General features: G+C 59.2%; 10 protein-coding genes, 4 pseudogenes and 1 riboswitch. Of the genes and pseudogenes, 9 read left to right on the top strand and 5 right to left on the bottom strand.

The window, feature by feature from the left end:
• Positions 1 to 195: 195 nt before the first annotated feature.
• Positions 196 to 2,727: a Ulp1 family isopeptidase gene (locus ACVIIW_RS15765; protein ID WP_456701580.1), complete on the bottom strand. Its 2,532-nt coding sequence runs from the start codon at positions 2,725 to 2,727 to the stop codon at positions 196 to 198.
• A gap of 830 nt (positions 2,728 to 3,557) precedes the next feature.
• Here ACVIIW_RS15765 and ACVIIW_RS15760 point away from each other — a divergent pair.
• The 3 genes and pseudogenes from ACVIIW_RS15760 to ACVIIW_RS15750 all read left to right on the top strand — a co-directional run.
• Positions 3,558 to 4,649: pseudogene (locus ACVIIW_RS15760) on the top strand (IS3 family transposase); the annotation flags it as partial.
• A 1,303-nt stretch (positions 4,650 to 5,952) separates the two neighbouring features.
• Positions 5,953 to 6,402 carry a hypothetical protein gene (locus tag ACVIIW_RS15755; protein WP_456701579.1) on the top strand — a complete coding sequence of 150 codons (450 nt, stop codon included), beginning with the start codon at positions 5,953 to 5,955 and terminating at the stop codon, positions 6,400 to 6,402.
• 613 nt (positions 6,403 to 7,015) lie between these two features.
• Positions 7,016 to 7,603, top strand: a complete 588-nt coding sequence (locus ACVIIW_RS15750) for a GNAT family N-acetyltransferase (protein ID WP_456701578.1) — start codon at positions 7,016 to 7,018, stop codon at positions 7,601 to 7,603.
• A gap of 180 nt (positions 7,604 to 7,783) precedes the next feature.
• On the opposite strand, the pseudogene ACVIIW_RS15745 reads toward ACVIIW_RS15750, so the two are convergent.
• Both ACVIIW_RS15745 and ACVIIW_RS15740 read right to left on the bottom strand, forming a co-directional pair.
• A pseudogene (locus ACVIIW_RS15745) lies at positions 7,784 to 8,740 on the bottom strand (IS481 family transposase).
• 230 nt (positions 8,741 to 8,970) lie between these two features.
• Positions 8,971 to 9,444, bottom strand: a complete 474-nt coding sequence (locus tag ACVIIW_RS15740; RefSeq protein WP_456701577.1) for a hypothetical protein — start codon at positions 9,442 to 9,444, stop codon at positions 8,971 to 8,973.
• Positions 9,445 to 10,186: 742 nt separating this feature from the next.
• On the opposite strand from ACVIIW_RS15740, the gene ACVIIW_RS15735 reads away from it, so the two are divergent.
• Together ACVIIW_RS15735 and ACVIIW_RS15730 are read left to right on the top strand one after the other, a co-directional pair.
• Positions 10,187 to 10,618 (top strand): hypothetical protein, encoded by a 432-nt coding sequence (locus ACVIIW_RS15735; protein WP_456701576.1) that lies wholly within the window; start codon positions 10,187 to 10,189, stop codon positions 10,616 to 10,618.
• A 1,129-nt stretch (positions 10,619 to 11,747) separates the two neighbouring features.
• On the top strand, positions 11,748 to 12,032 hold the full coding sequence (locus ACVIIW_RS15730) for a DUF3892 domain-containing protein (RefSeq protein ID WP_456701575.1): 285 nt from the start codon (positions 11,748 to 11,750) through the stop codon (positions 12,030 to 12,032).
• 838 nt (positions 12,033 to 12,870) lie between these two features.
• Here the strand turns inward: ACVIIW_RS15730 and ACVIIW_RS15725 are convergent.
• Positions 12,871 to 13,203: a hypothetical protein gene (locus ACVIIW_RS15725; RefSeq protein ID WP_456701574.1), complete on the bottom strand. Its 333-nt coding sequence runs from the start codon at positions 13,201 to 13,203 to the stop codon at positions 12,871 to 12,873.
• Positions 13,182 to 13,377, bottom strand: a riboswitch (cobalamin riboswitch). It overlaps the preceding gene by 22 nt.
• Positions 13,378 to 13,994: 617 nt before the next feature.
• On the opposite strand from ACVIIW_RS15725, the gene ACVIIW_RS15720 reads away from it, so the two are divergent.
• The 3 genes and pseudogenes from ACVIIW_RS15720 (at position 13,995) to ACVIIW_RS15710 (ending at position 16,323) form a co-directional block, all read left to right on the top strand.
• Positions 13,995 to 14,183, top strand: a complete 189-nt coding sequence (locus ACVIIW_RS15720; RefSeq protein WP_456701573.1) for a hypothetical protein — start codon at positions 13,995 to 13,997, stop codon at positions 14,181 to 14,183.
• A gap of 501 nt (positions 14,184 to 14,684) precedes the next feature.
• Positions 14,685 to 15,466, top strand: a pseudogene (locus ACVIIW_RS15715) (type II and III secretion system protein family protein); the annotation flags it as partial.
• 488 nt (positions 15,467 to 15,954) lie between these two features.
• The gene (locus tag ACVIIW_RS15710; RefSeq protein WP_456701572.1) at positions 15,955 to 16,323 is read left to right on the top strand and encodes a tetratricopeptide repeat protein; all 369 of its coding nucleotides are present in this window, start codon (positions 15,955 to 15,957) and stop codon (positions 16,321 to 16,323) included.
• Between the two features lie 100 nt (positions 16,324 to 16,423).
• Here the strand turns inward: ACVIIW_RS15710 and ACVIIW_RS15705 are convergent, their stop codons facing one another.
• Positions 16,424 to 17,086 carry a transposase gene (locus tag ACVIIW_RS15705; protein ID WP_456705165.1) on the bottom strand — a complete coding sequence of 221 codons (663 nt, stop codon included), beginning with the start codon at positions 17,084 to 17,086 and terminating at the stop codon, positions 16,424 to 16,426.
• On the opposite strand from ACVIIW_RS15705, the pseudogene ACVIIW_RS15700 reads away from it, so the two are divergent.
• A pseudogene (locus tag ACVIIW_RS15700) lies at positions 17,021 to 17,191 on the top strand (IS630 family transposase); the annotation flags it as partial. The gene ACVIIW_RS15705 and the pseudogene ACVIIW_RS15700 overlap by 66 nt on opposite strands.
• Positions 17,192 to 17,486 lie beyond the last annotated feature (295 nt).

Raw genomic sequence — 17,486 nt, 5'->3', positions numbered from 1 at the left:
CTTCCGCCGAATACTGCCGGCGGGTCTGGCGCCGAATGTCCTTTAGCACTTGGTCTGCCGACGCTTTGCCCGGTCCGGCTTTCTGTCTCATCTTCGCTCCTGGTGGCTACGATGAACCAGAAATCCTCCCTCCGCAAAATCCCAATGCTTGTCTCACAAGCCCTGACGGCGAACAATCGACACGCGCACTCGCGATCAACCCCTAAGCCGGTCCCGGAGTGCCTGCCGATTGGCGACGAGGTTGTTGAGGTGCAGCGGCTCGCCTTGTGGCCGCTCTCCTTGCGCCAATCGTCGAACCAGCTCCCGTGTGCCGTCCACCACGAACACACCGCAATCATAGCTGTTCTGCTGCGGGGCCATGCCGGCTCGCTGCAGAGTCAGGCCCAGCCGTTCTGCGAGCCGCTCTGCAGGCTCGTCATTGTGTCCCTGAACGGAATCGTAATGATAGGCGACCGGCTCTCCTCGCGTGCGGCGATCTACGAGTAGCAGCGACCAATGGGTGCCGTTAGGATCGGTCACACTGCCATCGTTCACTGGCAGGAATAGGAAGTCGGCTCCATCATTGCCATTCGGATCATCGACGATGCGCTGCAATGCGCTGAGCGCGTCGCTCTCGGCGCCCCAACTCAACTGAAAGGCTATGAGAGGATCGACGAACCGCGTTCGGGCTGCAAGATTTGGATAATTCATTTGCAACTCCTGCGTCAGGAGCTCGTAGTCCCTCTGGATATGCTCGTCGCCCAGCCATTCCGTGGCGCCGAGAGCCCGCCCGCTACGGTCGTGGGATGAGGCCGCCGGACCCGATGCCCCGAGCTCGGGACCGGAGAGTATGCGCGGGAACGCCGACAGATAGTTCGCGTAATCAGTCAGCTCCTCCGGTGTGGTCGGCAAATCAAGGACGTCGTAGACGTCGGACGGAGCCGCTGGCGCAGACTTATCAGCAATTCGAGAATGATGGATGAGTTGAACGTCGTCGGGTCCTTTCGGTCCCAAAACGGCCGTGTAGCGTTCGCCGCCAATCTCGTAGTTCATCATTGGATGTTCCGCGACAGGTAAGAAGTCCCACTTGCCCAGCGTCGACAGCATCATGTCGGGGGCCGGCTGGGTGCGATGAGAAAAATCCTTGGGGACCGCGAACGAAACATCAAATGTATCGCCGATAGCGGGAGAACGCAGGTGAATGAGCTGAACATCATTGGGCCCTCCCGGTCCCAATACAGCCGTGTAGCGTTCACCGCGAATGTCGTAGGTCTTTACCCGCTGTGCTACATCCGGCAACAGACCCCAGTGGCCCAGCCTGAAGCGCATCATACCCGGCGCGGGCTGGGTGCCGTGGGAGAAATCCTCGGGGACAGACAAAGACACATCAAAAGTCTCGCCGAGCGCTCTGGATACCGCCTCAGCCCTATCGGACGCCGGCGCGGCTTGCTCCATCCTGCGGGAAGGCAGTGCTGGCGAGGCTTGATTGCCCGACGGAGCGTTGGGCTGCGGAGCGCTTTCCGATCGAGATCCGAAACCAATGGCGGCGCTAGGCGGATGGAGTGGGGTGCTCTGCCTCGTCATGCCGGGGGGTACGAACAGCACCGTGTAACGGTCAGTGTTGATCACGAAGTTGGTCGGTCGGTTGTCGTCGCTCGACAGGACGCTGCTCCTGCTCAGTGCAGCAGGTTGTTCGTGCCCGCTGTGCTGCATTGTAGGCAGCCTCTCCAATTCGTGGAGGGGAACCTGCATCAGCACGCCAGCGCCTGCATTGAGGTGCGTTGGATTGACGGGGACTTGCGGCTGCTCGAGCTCAGCGTCCAGCAGTCGCCGAAGCGCCCCTGGAGAGAACTGCTCTAGATTGAACTCTTGATCGACGGAGAATGACCGGCTGGGTTGTTCATCCGGCTGCCGCTGAATTTCGTTGTGAAGCTGCTCTTGCAGTCGCAGAAGCTCCGTTGGATCTACCGAGGCTTGCGAAGGCATGGATTGATCATCCAGGTGATTGAGCACTCGCCGAAGTTTCGCCGGAGGAAACTGCTCTGCATCGAAAGCCAGACCTGAGCGGACGCCTTGATCGTCTCGCCGTCCGTGAAGCTCTTCGCGGAAGCCCTGTTCCAGCCGCTGAAGCTCCACTGGATTCGTCGGCGGCTCCTCGACCGCATCATCGAACAGGTCCCAGACTTCGGCCGGAACCCCACCTGACCTGGGCGACGGGGGAGCCATGATCGACGACTCGTCGGGTCGATCATCCAACAGCCGCCGGAGCTCCTCTGGAACGAGAGCCAGCATTGGTGAGGAGGCGGCCTGCCGAGAGCCGTCCGTCCCGGAAGCGTCCTCTCCGGCGCCGCTTCGGCCAGCTGAATCGCCGGCAGCAAAATACTTAGAAAGCGAAACCAACGCGGGATGGAATCTCATGTCACCCGGGAATGCCGCTTTAGCTCGATCAAGCAAGGTCTCGTGATCGAGTCCAGCAAGCGTTTCACCCCTAGACGCAAGACTTATTGCCAATTGGCGAAGAGCCGTAGCGTGATTTTTCGCGGTGCCCGGTTTCACTCCCCGGTTCCTGATGGCCTCCTGCATCGCCGCCTTGACCAGATGATTCGTGCCGCTGCGATGCTCATGAAGATCCTTCAACGCCTGACGCATTTTCGCGTCACTCGGGAATGACTGTTCAGCGTGAGCGGCCAACGACGAGTGATTGAGCTCGTTAATCGTCTTGCCCTGCTGCCCCAGATCATTCCCCAATCTACCAAGAGCCTGGGTGTAACATGCAGCGGTGATCGGTCCCAACCTCCCGCTCGCAACGGGATCCTGGAACACCGCGTGGATGAGGTTGCGCTCTACGTCAGACAGAAAGGGATAATCGAAAGGCGATAGGCTCCCGCGGGCGCGAATTCCCACGTTGGCCTCGCCCGCCCCACGCAAATGCTGCTCAAAGACCTCTTGCAGGCCCTCCCCCGCCTGCGGCTCACCCGAGACGGCGTGCTGCACCTGCGACCAAGCTGTTACATTGGATGGGTCAAAATTGTGCGGGGCCGAGCTAACCTCACGTCCGAGATCACTTCAACAGACCAGTACGCGGGCAGCCTTTCGAGAAGCTGACGAGGCAGAGTTCGTAACGGTCCGTTGCTCCATCTTGTTCGATGCGCCCGGCAGAATCCGCCATCGCAGCAATGCTACGCCATGTTTATATCGTACGCGCGTCTTCCGCTGGAGGAACGAACACTGGTGCTACACAACACGGACAAAAGACACTCAGTATTCTTATGGGGTTTGGAAACAAGCCTTGGCGACTGCTGGCGCAAATTGCGCTCATTAAGGCAGCATTCGCCCGATGAGCCACAGCTCGACGGCGGCTTTGTGCGTCCATTTCCGCGCCAATTTTCCTCGCCTTTTTTGGCCGATCTCTAGCTGGTTCGCAGCGCAATCAAAGGCCGAAAGGGAAAGCGCGAGATATGCGCAAGGTGCGCGGTCCCGCGATCCCGCGCCGCCTCGGCTTGAAGTGGACCCCCGGATTGTGGACCGGCGGCTTAGGTGGTGCGGATGCCGTTCCGCTTTGATAAACGGAGCGGACCATGAAGAAGATGAGACGGAAAATCGATGCGGCGCTGAAGGCAAAGATCGCCTTGGAGGCGCTACGAGAACAATCAACGGTGACGGATCTGGCGGCGCTACCAGGTGCATGTGAACCAGATTTATGCGTGGAAGAAGCAGCTTCAGGATCAAGCGGTTCGGACGTTCGACGCGGGCGCCGGTCGGGATGGCGAGGCGACCCACGAACTGGAGGTCGAGAAGCTCCACGCCAAGATCGGACAATTGATGGTCGAGCGAGATTTCTTAGCCAGGAGGTCCGGAAGATGAGCGCGCCGGATCGCCGAGGATTGCTTCAGCGCGATCATGAGAGTCTATCGATCCGCCGGCAATGCCAACTGCTGAGCGTTGCGCGATCGAGCGTATATCGGCCGCCGCGGCCGGCCAATGACAACGACCTTGAGCTGATGCGACGGATCGACCAGCTGTTCATGGCCTGGCCGTTCCTGGGCTCGCGGCGGATGACGGCGATGCTCAATGGCGAAGGCTGTCGCATCAATCGCAAGCACGTGCAGCGGTTGATGCGCAAGATGGGCATCGCGGCGCTGGGACCAAAGCCCAGAACCACAAAGCCGGTGCCGGGACACAAAATCTTCCCGTATCTCTTGCGCCTTATGGTGATCGACCGGCCAAATCAAGTGTGGGCGGCCGATATCACCTATGTGCCGATCGGCCAGGGCTTTCTATATCTGGTGGCGATCATCGATTGGGCGAGCCATGCGGTGCTGGCTTGGCGCCTGTCGAACACGATGGACACATCGTTCTGTGTGTCTGCGCTCGAAGAGGCCTTGGCGCGCTTCGGCCGGCCTGAGATATTCAATACCGACCAGGGCAGCCAGTTCACCAGCGCCCCCTTCATCGGCACGCTGGCCGCAACCGGCGTCAGGATCTCGATGGACGGTCGCGGCCGCTGGATGGACAACGTGTTCATCGAGCGGCTGTGGCGCTCGCTCAAATAGGAGGACATCTATCTCAAGGGTTATTCGGATGGCCACGAGGCCAAAGCCGGAATCGCCCGATGGATCGAGTTTTACAATTTCCAGCGCCCCCATCAGGCGCTGGAAAACCGCGCGCCGATGGCGGGCAGGTGTCACCGGCGCATTCGGCGAAGAGGCTGTGGATATGACCTTCTCGCAAGCGAGAAGCTTGGACAACGCTGCGCGTTGCCCACATCCCCACAGCCACGACAGCAGCAAGCAACAGTGGCGTAAAGTATCGGGAAGAACGAACGGTAGCAAGCTGCACTTAAGAAACCAGACCCGGTGGTCCTCAGCATAGGTCCACTTCCACTACCATCTTTTTGGCTGCCTTGATCCTGAGTCGCTCAGTATCCCAGGCGCGTACTGCAGCTCCATAGAGCACAACATCCATCCCCGGGGCGCTGCTCAGGAGCAACTTCAGCCCCGGGTCAAGCTTGGCTGCAACCCCGTCAAGGTCAAAGCCCTTCACTCTGGCTCGCGCCCGCTCTTGCTCTGAGCGTAGGCAGCGGACGATATCCGAAAGTGGAGCGCACACTCCCTACCATTTCTTGGAGGAGCGCAAGGTTGCTTTCAATTGTAATTTAGTGACACGGCCTCGCCTAATCGCAGCTGCATCGCTGACTAACTGGCCGCAAAGAGGACGTGCCTGGCCATAAGTGGCCACGGCAATAAGATCGCTGAATGCGATGCCTTGGGCACATCAGGCTTGCGTTTTGTTGGTCGGCAGCACGACCTTCGGGAGTGAAATTTGGAAGAGTTGATTGTGATCGCCAAGGGAGATGAGTTCTCACTGACTATGCAGCGGCAGGCCGAACTGTACGGAGGATGTTAAATGGTCTGGAAGGAAGAACCTTTCGCGGACCAGAAATGCGGAAGTTTTGTGGAGTTGCCGAATGGCCCCACAAGCAGGCCTTTCGAGGTCCGCTCTGGCAGGAGGTTCAAACGTTGACGTAACAATCCGCTTTTGGAATTCTATCACCGAATTGATGCCGCAGCTTGCTTTCGAGACGCCTTGTTCGATTGCAGTTCCCTCATGTGCGCGCGGCAAGCTCAACCTGACGGTGTCGGGACTGGAAACGTCGCAGAGGTTGCCGTCGTCTTCGCCGATGCATAACCCAACTGGAGGCGGAACTGGTCTACAGCCGAATACTTGCAGCGCAGAATTTGTTCGTTCTTGCAAGATCCCGGTCTGCCCAGCGGTGAATGCTTGTTGACGCCCCAAAACTCGCCGAACGACCGCCCCGGAAGGACTGCCTGGAGTAGCTGGTGAAGACACGTCGGGTGCGACTGGAGGAAAACCGTGACGTCTCAGTGGGAATACCAGCTTAGATTTGGTATGAGCGATTCGGCTGTGGCGGAGGCGATACGACTAAGACTCCAAGAGCCGAAGTTGGGGCCATTGTTCGATACTCTCATATCCCATCGCGCCGCCCCAAAATGTCTGTTCGATACCTTTACCGCATACTTGGCCACCGCCGAAAGATACGGCATCGAGCGGTATCCGCTCTACGAATGGACAAAGGCGATGATCGAGATTCCGACGAAGCAAGAGGAGTATTTGAAGAACTTCGCAGCCTACGTTGACGATTGCGAGGTTTTTGCCGAGGCAACTGCCGATGCATTGGAGACAGCCCTGCAGTCACTGGTCGGCTGCGGACTGATTGCGCGGATGATCAAGCACAATACCAATCCCGCCAACAATCCGCAGCCGCCAGAGTGGAGAGCTATGACGGAACCTGGTGATGAGTCGACGTTCGCGCGCAGACACCGAAGCAATTTGCGCAATGCGTTGGCTGGTCAACCCGACAACGTCAGCAACACGGCTCTCGCCAAATCGACCTCCTCGTGACCGTGCGAAAAGGAAGGGTCAACAATGCCGCCTGCCGCTCTTCACTCTCCACAACTGGAGATTTGCCTGCCACCAGTTGGCAGTTGGCACGTGTTTTGAACAGGAGACCTTACGCAGAACAGCTCAATGGGAGACAAGGTGATGCCTCATAAAAATCGTTGCCAATCTCGACGTCGACGCGCGACGTTTGCTAACCTGCTTGGCCGTGCCGGGAGCCCGGTTCAATCGCAGCCATCGCACGATGTTCGTATCGGTTGCGTGCCGTGACTTCTTCGTACTTGCAATCTCAAAGCGTCCTGGTTTCTTTCGAGCGGCCTGCCGAACGTTGTCGAGGCCAAGAAAGTTGACGCTCCCTTTAGGAAGGGCAGGATCCAGATGACGCTCCCAGGCCCGGAAGCACTGGTGCTCGCCACGAAGATCCAGATCCAAGGGTCAGCCACCGAGGCGCGTTCGTCCGAAGCGACCGTCGAAGGCGGCCTTCTGAGGCAGGAGGAGAGCCCGAACAGAAACCAAATGCGCCCGACGAAACCTCCATGCTGCATTTCATTCCGCTCCCGTTCCGAGGTATCGGCCCCGTGTCCCCCTTACAACTCTGCCCCCCAAGAACGACATCATGACAACGGAGATGGAAGTCACCTCTGCGAACGCAAGCATTCGGGCAAGCACCGTCTGGACAATTGTGCTCGGCTTTGCCGCCGATCCGTTGATGCGTTGGAGTTGGCCTGACCCAGGGCAATATCTTAGGAGAATGCCTCAATTCGTTAACGCCTGTGGCGGACGAGCATTCGAGCATGGCACAGCATACGTCATCGGAGAGAGTTGCGCCGCGGCCCTGTGGCTGCCTTCCGACGTGCAGCAAGATGAAGATGCGCTGGACGCAATCATGGCGCTGTCCCTGCGCCCGGAGGTCACCGAAGATATGGCACACCTCCGGCAGGGAATGGCCGAACATCATCCGCCGGAGCCACATTGGTATCTGCCTCTCATTGCCGTCGATCCGAACTGGGCCGGACAAGGGCTTGGCACATTGCTGATGAAATACGCTCTTCAACGATGTGATGAGCAGGGCATCGCTGCCTACCTCGAAAGTTCGAACCCGGAAAACATTCCCTTTTACCAACGTCACGGCTTCAAGGTTATTGGAGAGATACAGCACGGTTCTTCGCCCCCACTCACGCCAATGTTGCGAACGGCTTATTGACCAAGATCGGAGACGCTTCGCATGCTCCAGATGCCGGGGCTTCGCTGCGGAGATGGCGAACTGGTCTGGCCAGAGTGCGCCACCAATAAAGGCCGATGTCCGCTTTGAGTACTTCCCAACAACGTGGCGCGTGCGGCTGCTGCCTCTAAGGCGCACAGCCCAGTGAGCTGCACTAGGTGTTTAGTCACGGCATTTGCTGGAGCGGTTGAGTTTGAATCGTTCGGGCTGGGAAGTCCAGCATTTGCAAATGTATTCGTCGGGTGTGAGGCCCTTCAGGGTCTTCAGCCGCCGAGCATAGTTGTAGGCGTTGATGAAGTTGGCAAGGTGAGCTTCGAGCTGATCGTGTCGACCGTAGTAATAGCGTTGGACGGTCGCGCCCTTGATCATGCGGTTCATGCGTTCGACCTGACCATTGGTCCAGGGATACTTGATCTTAGTCAGCCGATGTTCGATCCCGCTCTCCCGGCAGCGCATGTCGAACATATGCGTCGCGTATCTTGCTGTCGGGCCGTCCGCATCCCGCGGTGGGAAGGTGAACTGGATCCCATTGTCGGTGAGAACCGTGTGGATCTTGTAGGGGACGGCCGCAATAAGAGCTTCGAAGAAGGCCGCGGCCGAAGTCCTTCCCGTGTTCCTAGCCAGTTGCACGAACGCGAACTTACTGGTGCGATCGATTGCGACGTTGAGGTAGAGCTTGCTCTTCGGCGGTCTGAAGCTCGGCGATGTCGATGTGGAAGTAGCCGATCGGATAAGCCTTGAACTTCTTCTTCGAGGGCTTGCTACCGCCGACTTCCGGCAATCGGCTGATGCCGTGACGCTGGAGCCAGCGATGCAGGGAAGACCGCGTCAGATGCGGGATGGTCGGCTGCAGCGCATAAAGGCAATCGTCGAGTGGCAACAGCGTATGCTGCCGGAAAGCAACGATGATCGCCTCCTCCTCGATGGAAAGGACAGTCGACTTGGCTTCCTTGGGCCTAGTCGAACGATTGGTGACAGTCTCGCGCTGCTTCCATTCACGACAGTCTTCTGGTTGATCCCGTAGCGCTTGGGGAGACCTCTCAGGCTCTCTTGACTATTTTGTATGGCTCGACGGACTGCCTCCGTCGTGGTGGCGCAGCCGTGTAAAATATGTCCCATAGCGCTTCCTTCGAATCGTGCGACAAGGATGCACCATCAAAGTGTGGGACTAAACATGCCCATCAGCTTCGACTGGATGCGAGCTAGCGCGTCACTGAGCCTCGCCGCTTCAATGAAGCGTGTCTCCGAATATGGCGGGTGCGCGGATGGATCGTGCAAGAGGGCCTCCGCTGTATTCGAGAGCCGGCGAAGGGGCGTCCTCAGCCACTGCGCCGCACAAAAGAGCAGTGCTAGTGTGGCAATGGCACAAGCACCGAAACTGCTCCAGAATGGATTAGATTACGGGTGGACGCAAGCGACTCGTCGGCACTCTGCCGAACCAGAAGAGACCAACCGAAGCTTGGAAGGTTCGCGAAGCCGACCGTCGGAACGATCACGGTGAAGTAGTCCCTGCCGTCAGGCCAACGTTCGCGCAGAGACGCAGTCGTGACGCGACTAGCCGCAAGCGCGGAGCCGATGTTGAGCGGCTTGTTGATAAGATCGGGCGGACCAAACATGACGGTTCGATCCCCCGAAAGCAGCAGCACGTCAATGCCGGTTACTTGTAACGAGTCCATGCCTTCTGCGACCCATTTCCAGTCAAGGTGGGCACCGATGACCCCGGCAACGGAGCCGGCGTGGCGCAACGGCGCTGCCAGGTCGATACCGATAGGGCTCACGAGATGCAGGCAACTGGGTGGCCAGTAGTTGAGCGGCATGCACATCGATAGCCGCCGGCGAGACAAGGCCCCGTCTGAACCAAGGTCGCTGTGCGACACTTACTCCTTCGAGCATGCCGTCTTTCGCCGCGAGTTCGAGGCCCGCGACGCCGAGCCAAGTGTAGCGTCGATCAAGGCGGCTCAAGAAGTCGATGTGTACTCGCGCATTCTTAAGATCTGTTAGGTCAATGACCTAAGCGGACCGCGCTACATCCATTAGAGCCGGCGGGCCAACAGCGCGGAACTCATTTCGCCGCGAATTCTTAACGCGTCGCACTGCAGCTTTTCTACCCCTTGCTGTAGCAAGGCCGTGTAGATCGTGGCGGTCACCACCGCCGGCACCAATATGAGCAAGGCGCCTCCACTACCGCGGCTTACGGCCTCATGGAACTAGCGGCACTACGCTCTGGACAGAATCTGCTCATACAGGCACTCCGGCCATCAAGATCGGTAGGATGCTCGGAGCCCACATCATAGCCGCAGCCATCCACGAGCATTCGCCCGCGCCAAAGGGGCCGCGGAGCTGATCGACTACACTGCGCAAGATTGGAGGAAGACCCATTCCCTGATGAGCCAGAGCTTCCCTTCACAAAAAAGCCTGACCAGTCTCAAACTATCTGACGACGAAAGGCGACGGGACGAGCAATAGAACGATTGGGCTGAGACGGGGATCATAATCGCCTCGTGCGGCGAAAAGGTTCAGCGAGCACTGCCTGATCATGCTTGGAACTTTGCTGCAGGGGCGCTCATGACAGAAGACGCGGAGTTTCATATCGACAAGCTGGCATATGCGGTTGCATTGCTAGATGGTGCCAAACGCATTCATTCCTCTGCACCCGGCGAAGATATTTCCCGAATAGGAATTCCCTTCTACCTTCTCATCGGCTTCAGCATCGAGAATGGCTTAAAAGCATTGCTGCAATTTCAGGGGCAGCATCAACCTGCGCTGCAGCGGTCCCACGACCTAGCGGATTTGTTAGCAAAAGCCGATGGACTTCGTGAGCGCCTTTGCCCCGGCGCTGCAAAGGACGCGGAACACCTCAGCCGCTATCACAAAGAGTATTGGTTTCGATACCCTGAGCGCGCCACAACTGCCGACGTCTATAAGGCCGAAAGCGCCTGCATGATGGTCGGCCACCTTTTAGTGGAGGTCGCTCATCTAATTGGCTACAGAGGATAGCTGGTCACTTTCCTACTCGCGCCGGCGGCTCGGACGCCCGCATGTTGCGCCAGCACCGGCAAGCAGCGCGGGCGCGACGCTGGCGAAAGTCTCACAGGGGTCCCACCCGAACCGGTTGGTGCTCACGCGCGCCCCCTAGAAGATCGCGTATGCGTGCAGCGATCTTCCGTGCCTCCTTCGGCCCGAGATTGGGCTTCACGCAATCGAGTATGTCTAACCATTGCCTCAGCCTCCCTGGCATTAAACGTCGCGACTTGGCGATCTGCTTGGCTCAGAGACTGATCGGCCGCACGGGCCTGACTGGCTGCAAGCACCGCAAGCGCTTGCGACCGCAGTGGGGTGATGTGCTGCTCGAATGAGTGCATCCGTTGGCCCCGTGGTGTCCCTGCCACGCACCCCTAACATCGGTGGCCAGCCCTCCCCCTTGGAACGGCAAGGCCGGCCACCTTGCTCCTGAGAGGGTCACGTTCTCCCTGGCGCCACCAGATAATAGCGCGGACAAGTAACCGGGGCGCCTATCAGAATTGGTGGGGACGAGAATGTAAGGTGGTGCGAGCATGCTCAGCGCCGTCGAGGTACATTCGGACGTGAAACCACAGCACGTTCATGGAAGGGTCGCAGATGGTGAAATGGTTCTACAAAACTCACGCTGGGGTGGCTCAGATCGTTCCCACTGGGGAGGATTTTACGGTCACGCTCGGTGATGAGACATTGGGGCGGTATGCTTCGCCAGCCTCCGCGGCCGAAGACTTGGCGAACGAGACATGCTCTTGGCCTTCGGCCGGAGACCCATCAAACCTGGGCATACCGGACAAAATCAGCCAGTGGCAGCGGGTGCGTTGACTTACGCTCCCGAGGGTCCTCGCCCCTGGTGATCACCGCCTGCTTGGATCATCCGCAGTCGAAGTTAGCGGCAACGTGACTCGGCGCCCGAGCCGTTGGAGGCAGAGCGCTGTCCCTGCAACGCACCGCCAACTTCGACACAGCCAGCCTCACAGCAGCGGAAGAAGCCGACGGTACGATACATTCATCAGGAAAAGCCCTGGCACAACTACCAGAACCGGTCGGCCCCACGTCGTCAGGCAATCTCTAAGCTGGTCCGACAGCCTGCAGAGACGGGAGACCCCGCATGGCAAAACGCGTGCGCATTCGTTGCATAAACACGTCTGACAGGCGAAACGCACATGAGAGAATCAAATTTGTCGGCGGGCTGAATTCAGACGGAACGCGATGGAGGCTATCCGTCGCGAAGACTATTGGAGATATCGAAAGCCGCGAGTGGGAGTTCTACGTCGAAGAATCAGGCATCACTGTCGAGGTCATCGTCGCGACCGACGGCCGACACAAGTACATCAAGACAACAGTGGATGGAATTCAACCGGACAATCTCCTCTCGCTCCCTGAGTGTCCGTGAGGGATCGCAGGCAGTGCGGGCGAGACTCGGCGCCTGTTGGCTTGGGGCATGACAGGACGCTGTCCCTGCCCCGCCCGCACTACCATAGAAGCTAGCGGCACGTGACTCGGCGCTGACCGTTCTGGTGCCATCGCGCTGTCCCTGCCACGTCCCGCTAACTCCGGGGCTCCGTATCCGCGCTGGCTGACCAAAAGCTGACGAGACTGCGCGGCCATCCATAAAACGAAAAGCGGCCCGTGTGAGCCGCTTGCCGTCGAGAACAATACAGACGAGCCTATGATGGCTGCGAGCGTCAAGCACACGACTGCTCGGGCAATAGCTTCGTGTTGACAATTACTGAGGACATCTATCTCAAGGGTTATTCGGTTGGCCACGAGGCGCTCACTAGAAAAGTCATCGGTGAGAGGACAGCTAGGCTGGCCTGATCGCCTTATGTTCGACCGGCCGGAGGCGCGGTCGATGGTCGGGACGCCGCCGGATAAGCTCGGGGCGCTTTTGAAGGCAGCCAAGGGATTTCAATGATCCTTCGGGTGCTATGAATCCACAGAACGAGGAGTCCTTTAGTCGCCTGTCGCATTCGAGCGGGTTCGGGTCGTGGAGCCCTCCACATCATAGCCGCTGAAAACAGCCGCCCACCATCAAAGGCGGCTGTGATCGTCTTGCGCCCGACCGCTGGAAACAGGAAGGGCAGAATCGTATCGTCGCCCATGGCCGGTGTGGTTGCCTCGATGATGTCAGCGCAGAATTGGTCTCAGCAACCGAATCTCACGTCCCATCAGCGGGTCAAACCACACTCGCCTCGCCAGCCACCCACAGGCCCTTCATCAATAAAGATGGGCTAGATACGGCCGAAAGCCGCCCACACCCCGTTTTCGCCGTCCCAGCTGCCGCGGCTTGCCGCCTTGGAGTACTCCGTGGCGCGCTGCTCGAAGAAATAGGCGTGCTCGACACCATTGAGAATCTCGACAAGCCACGGCAATGGATGCGCCTTGAGCTGGGTGAATCCGCCCTCCTTGGCCTCGAAGAAGCCGAAGACCGGGGCAATCCGCAGCTGGGTCAGTCGCCAGTCGGCGACATAGCGGACGTAGGCGTGGATCTGCTCAGCTCGCATGCCCTCGATCTTGCCGAGGCCGAAGGCGAGGTCGACGAAGTTCTCCTCCAGCTTCACCATGGTCTTGGCGACGTCGACGATGTCGTCACGGACAGTGCGCGTCACCGCGCCACGATGACAACCGCTCGCCGCTTACAGTTGCGGGGGCAGCCTCGGAATAGCCGTCGCCGGCGCACCGGGTTCCCTCTTAGCTTCCATCCTACGAGATGCGGGAATGGAACTGCAAGGCCAAAACAGAGCACGTGTGCTGCTATGCTGGGAGCGTTTGATTGCTCCCCACATCCAACGCTGTTGGGCCGGGGAACGGACGTCTTGCTTTCTTCGCACGTGATGCGGGCAATGTGCAAACTTGCTTGCGAATTTGTCCCCCCTTGAGAATGGCGGAGTTCTTCTCGGCTGGGCGCGTGGTGGCCGCGCGGCGGACTAATTCTAGCGTTAGCCCATCGCGGCGATAGCCGATAGCTCCCCACTTCGACGTCCTGATGTAGCTGCCGACATAGTTGCGGCTGGGGCCGCTCATCGCGGGTCAAGTATCCGGTCTAGCGGGGTTAACTCCTCGGCCGCACGGCCATCTCACAGGTTGTCCTACAAGTCTGGCTGAATCCTAGTGGCTCCGAAATCTCGTTGGCAGAGGATCCGGGAGCTTCGTCTATGCCAACGTATAGCTTTCGAAGGAGCGCCTCGCCTGCCATTCCTTTCTTGAGGCCGACGCGATAACTGGGACAGACAAGGCGCCGGAGGCCCAAGCTTTTTCTACGATTTTAGGTCGTGTTCTGGAATGCGAAATTTTAGGATGGCGAAATTCATGTGAACAGATTAGAGTGTGACGAAGTGTGGGCTAAGAGGTTGGATTGAAATTGACTCTCGGCTCTCCTCGCTGGACCAAACGAGAAGACGAACTGCTGCGCAAGCTTGTTGATGCCGGCACGCCTGTGAAATCCATTTGCGATACGCTCAATAGATCCGGGCTAGAGCTTCGCAGGCGCGGCTACTACATTGGCCTACCAAGGAAGTGGTTCAAGCGAACAGCCAACATCTGACGCTGTGAGGCGGCGCTCAGCAATAGGCAGTTCTTCCTGAACCCGGCTCTCAGTATGGCGGCAGTCCGAGGGACGACCGAGCACACCCGCAGCGCCGCGACCTTCGCCCGGTTGCCGGGCGGGCCAGCAAACGGCAATTCGGGAACAGCCCGAAGCGGTCGTCCGCGGCAATGTGCCCGCCCTGTCAGGGCAGACTGCCGCAATGCCGGCGCATCTAATCAAATGATCCGCGAGAAGCTCGACGCGGTCGGCATAGCCCGATTGACAGCTGATTTGCGCCGACCCCGTCAATTGGACCGCAGCGTCATCCTATTCGACACCCAGCTTTGAGACGATCGACGAAACCGGGAATTCCGAACCCGATCTCGTTAGATGCAGCATGTCGCTCGCAACAAGGGATTTGCCGACGCGCGTCAGGCATTCGCCCTTGTCGCAGAAAACCTCGCGCGTGGAAACACTCGACCCCCAGCGCGCCAGCGATGTTGCGCAACGTGAGGTCGCCTTATTAGGACCGCCGGCGGCGGCTCGGTGGACGTGCTGATCTCTGCATTTGGGAACCAAAAGATTGGCTCGCAGCTTGGCGAAACCGAACTTGACCACGCTTTCCGGCGATGCCGCCCGCTTCCTTGCCGGCGGCGAGTTTCCCGTCCCGATCCCGACCCAAACGACGAACGGCTTTCCAGCCCTCACAATCGACTTCAAGAAGTTCGGTGTCGAGTTGTGCTTCGTCGCCACCGTGCTCTCGCGCAGCGTGATCAACCTTCGGATCGAGCCGTCGGTCAGTGAACTTGATTTCGCCAATGCAGTGACGATCCAGGGGACGACCGTTCCACCCCTACCCGCCGCGATGCACGCACGACGGTCGAACGGCGCGACGGCCAGAGTTTCGCCATCGCCGGCCTGCTGCAGACTCGCAATCGCCAGGACGTTTCGCAACTTCCCTGGATCGGCTCGGTGCCCGTGATCGGGACCTTGTTCAGCAGCAAATCGTACCAGCAGGAGGAAACCGATCTGGTCATCATCGTCACGCCGCGCCTGGTTGCGCCGGCGGCACCCGGCCAGCAATAGGCATCGCCGCTCGACTCCCGACTTCCGGCAAACGACGTCGATTTCTTCCTCAATTGGTCAGATGGAAGTCCGCAAGCGCTACAAACGATTACGTCAATTCCGGTGGTGAAGTGAAGGGTCCGTACGGGCACATCATCGCTCCCGAGGTCAGGGCGCCCCTTCCGGCGCCGGCCGCTACTGTTGCCGACCAGCCGGTCGTGAAAACCCTCAACTAAAGCAAGCGAGAGATGACCATCAGGTATCTGGCTCTGCTCGCGCCGCTCCTGCTCGGCGGATGTTATGGCCTCGCCGGTCATGACGAGGTGGATCGCTACTTCCAGCGTTCGAACACCATCACGATGACCGCGGGCGATGCCAAGCAGGTCAATGCCGTCATGCACACGATCCATCCCTGGCCGCGATACGTCGGCGACCGCAGGATCGCTTACGACGCTCGTGCGTTGGTGCCGCGGTCACACGCTATGGCAAAACGCAACAGCCGGTGGATCAGCTTCCCGACATTAGCGATGCGACCAGGCAAATGGGTGTGCGGACAACGCCGACGCAGAACCTTAACATCGAGGGATTGGGGGCAGGTTCGTCAACCGGCGTGTCGATGCCGGTCGGCGGAACACCAGCTGGCAGGTAAAGGACGATGGGGCGTTGGGTTGAGTAATTTAGCGACGATATTTCCATAAGGCCGCTGAGCCGGGGGACAACGCTTATGCGGCGCATCATCTTAGTTCTAACTTGTTGCTGGTTGGGAATAGTCCTTGGCGGGTGTAAACAGACACTGAGGGACGCCGCAGTCGTGGTTCTCATAGAGCCGCCGGGCGGGGACCCTGTGCAGGAACCGACCGCCGATCTGGCCGATCAGGCTTATGCGCAGGCGATCCGGCTTGGCGGCGAGACCGTTCGGATCCTGAACAATCGGGGCTATTCATACATGCTGCGCGGCAATCTCGCCGGCGCACGACGAAAGTTCGAAAAGGCCTATTCGCTCGACCCCGGCAACCCGGTCATCGCCAATAACCTCGAACTGCTCGACGGCAGCCGCAGGTTCATCGAACGGCCGCCGAACAACCAATCCTGACGCGCGCCTTAACGAGCGATTCAGCGCAATCTACTTTCCATCAGCTTCTCGCCTCGACGAGCAGTTCGTGCCCGCTCTGCGCGCTCTCGTGCACGCCGACCTAGAAGCCGATGAGTTCCTTCTTGCCTTCCGCCGTCTCGCCGATCAGCACCAGCATGCATGTGCTGTGGTCTTCCATGCGAGCCTGCAGGAAGACGCCGTCCGCCCACACGTATACGTACCGGCGCGCCGACAAATCGCGCTTCTGCCAATGCTGTAGTCGTTCTGCCACCCCGTCGTCAGTCTGGAAACGACCGCCGGAGAAATAATTCGGCGCATCCTTGCCCAAGAGCGTCGCCAGCGCCTCCTGGAAGTCGCCCGTCGAGATGCCTCGCAGGTACAGCACCGGCAAAAGTGCATCCAAGCTCTTCGTGCGCCGTGCCCACAACGGCAAGATCGCCGAGGTGAAGCGAATCCGCTCGCCATCGCGGGCCACCGCGCGATCCCGAATGTTTACCCGGGCGACTTCGACGGCGCCGATCCCCGTCTGGATCGTCCGCACGGGACCATGGCCGTCCCGCACGAGGCGGTCGCGGCCGTCGGGAAGCTTCAAGTGCTTCATCCCGGCGCTAAACGCCTCGGCTTCCATCTCGACAGCCTGCGCAAGAAGGGCGGAGATCGCAAGTCCCACCGGATCGATGCCCACCAGGCGCGCAAGCTCGATCGTGACCGCCTCGTCTTCATCGATGAGACCTGGGCATCGACCAACATGGCGCGAACACATGGCCGCTGCCAACGCGGCGAACGTCTGCAAGCCGCCGTTCCGCGCGGCCATTGGAAAACAACAACCTACGTGGCTGCTCTAACCACGCGCGGTATCATCGCGCCCTGAGGCGATCGGGCGAACGGCAGAAACGACGGCCGGCTCGTGCGTAAAAGCACGTTACTCAAGAGCAACTGGCGTTGGAGGCCGAGCTGGATCTTACGTACGTCGCTGCAGGTCCCGACCGCGCTAGGTTCGTCTGCCCGATGTGACGATATCCTTGTGTGACGATATCCTTGGACGCCTCAGCCATCGAGATGAGCTTTAGGCGCGCTCTTTTTCGGCCAACGTCCGAAGCGTTCGCATGTCAACCCGTCCGTCCGTAGGCGTATCAATGTAATCAATTTGGATGTCGGACATC

The sequence above is a fragment of the Bradyrhizobium sp. USDA 4449 genome, from assembly GCF_054056275.1.
This window is presented reverse-complemented; position numbering and strand designations above follow the sequence as displayed.

Excerpts from the sequence above, each read along its gene's own strand:
- ACVIIW_RS15730 (WP_456701575.1), top strand. The coding sequence starts at position 11,748 with ATGGCAAAACGCGTGCGCATTCGTTGCATAAACACGTCTGACAGGCGA.
- ACVIIW_RS15735 (WP_456701576.1), top strand. The coding sequence starts at position 10,187 with ATGACAGAAGACGCGGAGTTTCATATCGACAAGCTGGCATATGCGGTT.
- ACVIIW_RS15740 (WP_456701577.1), bottom strand. The coding sequence starts at position 9,444 with ATGTGCATGCCGCTCAACTACTGGCCACCCAGTTGCCTGCATCTCGTG.
- ACVIIW_RS15750 (WP_456701578.1), top strand. The coding sequence starts at position 7,016 with ATGACAACGGAGATGGAAGTCACCTCTGCGAACGCAAGCATTCGGGCA.
- ACVIIW_RS15705 (WP_456705165.1), bottom strand. The coding sequence starts at position 17,086 with ATGTGTTCGCGCCATGTTGGTCGATGCCCAGGTCTCATCGATGAAGAC.
- ACVIIW_RS15725 (WP_456701574.1), bottom strand. The coding sequence starts at position 13,203 with ATGGTGAAGCTGGAGGAGAACTTCGTCGACCTCGCCTTCGGCCTCGGC.
- ACVIIW_RS15710 (WP_456701572.1), top strand. The coding sequence starts at position 15,955 with ATGCGGCGCATCATCTTAGTTCTAACTTGTTGCTGGTTGGGAATAGTC.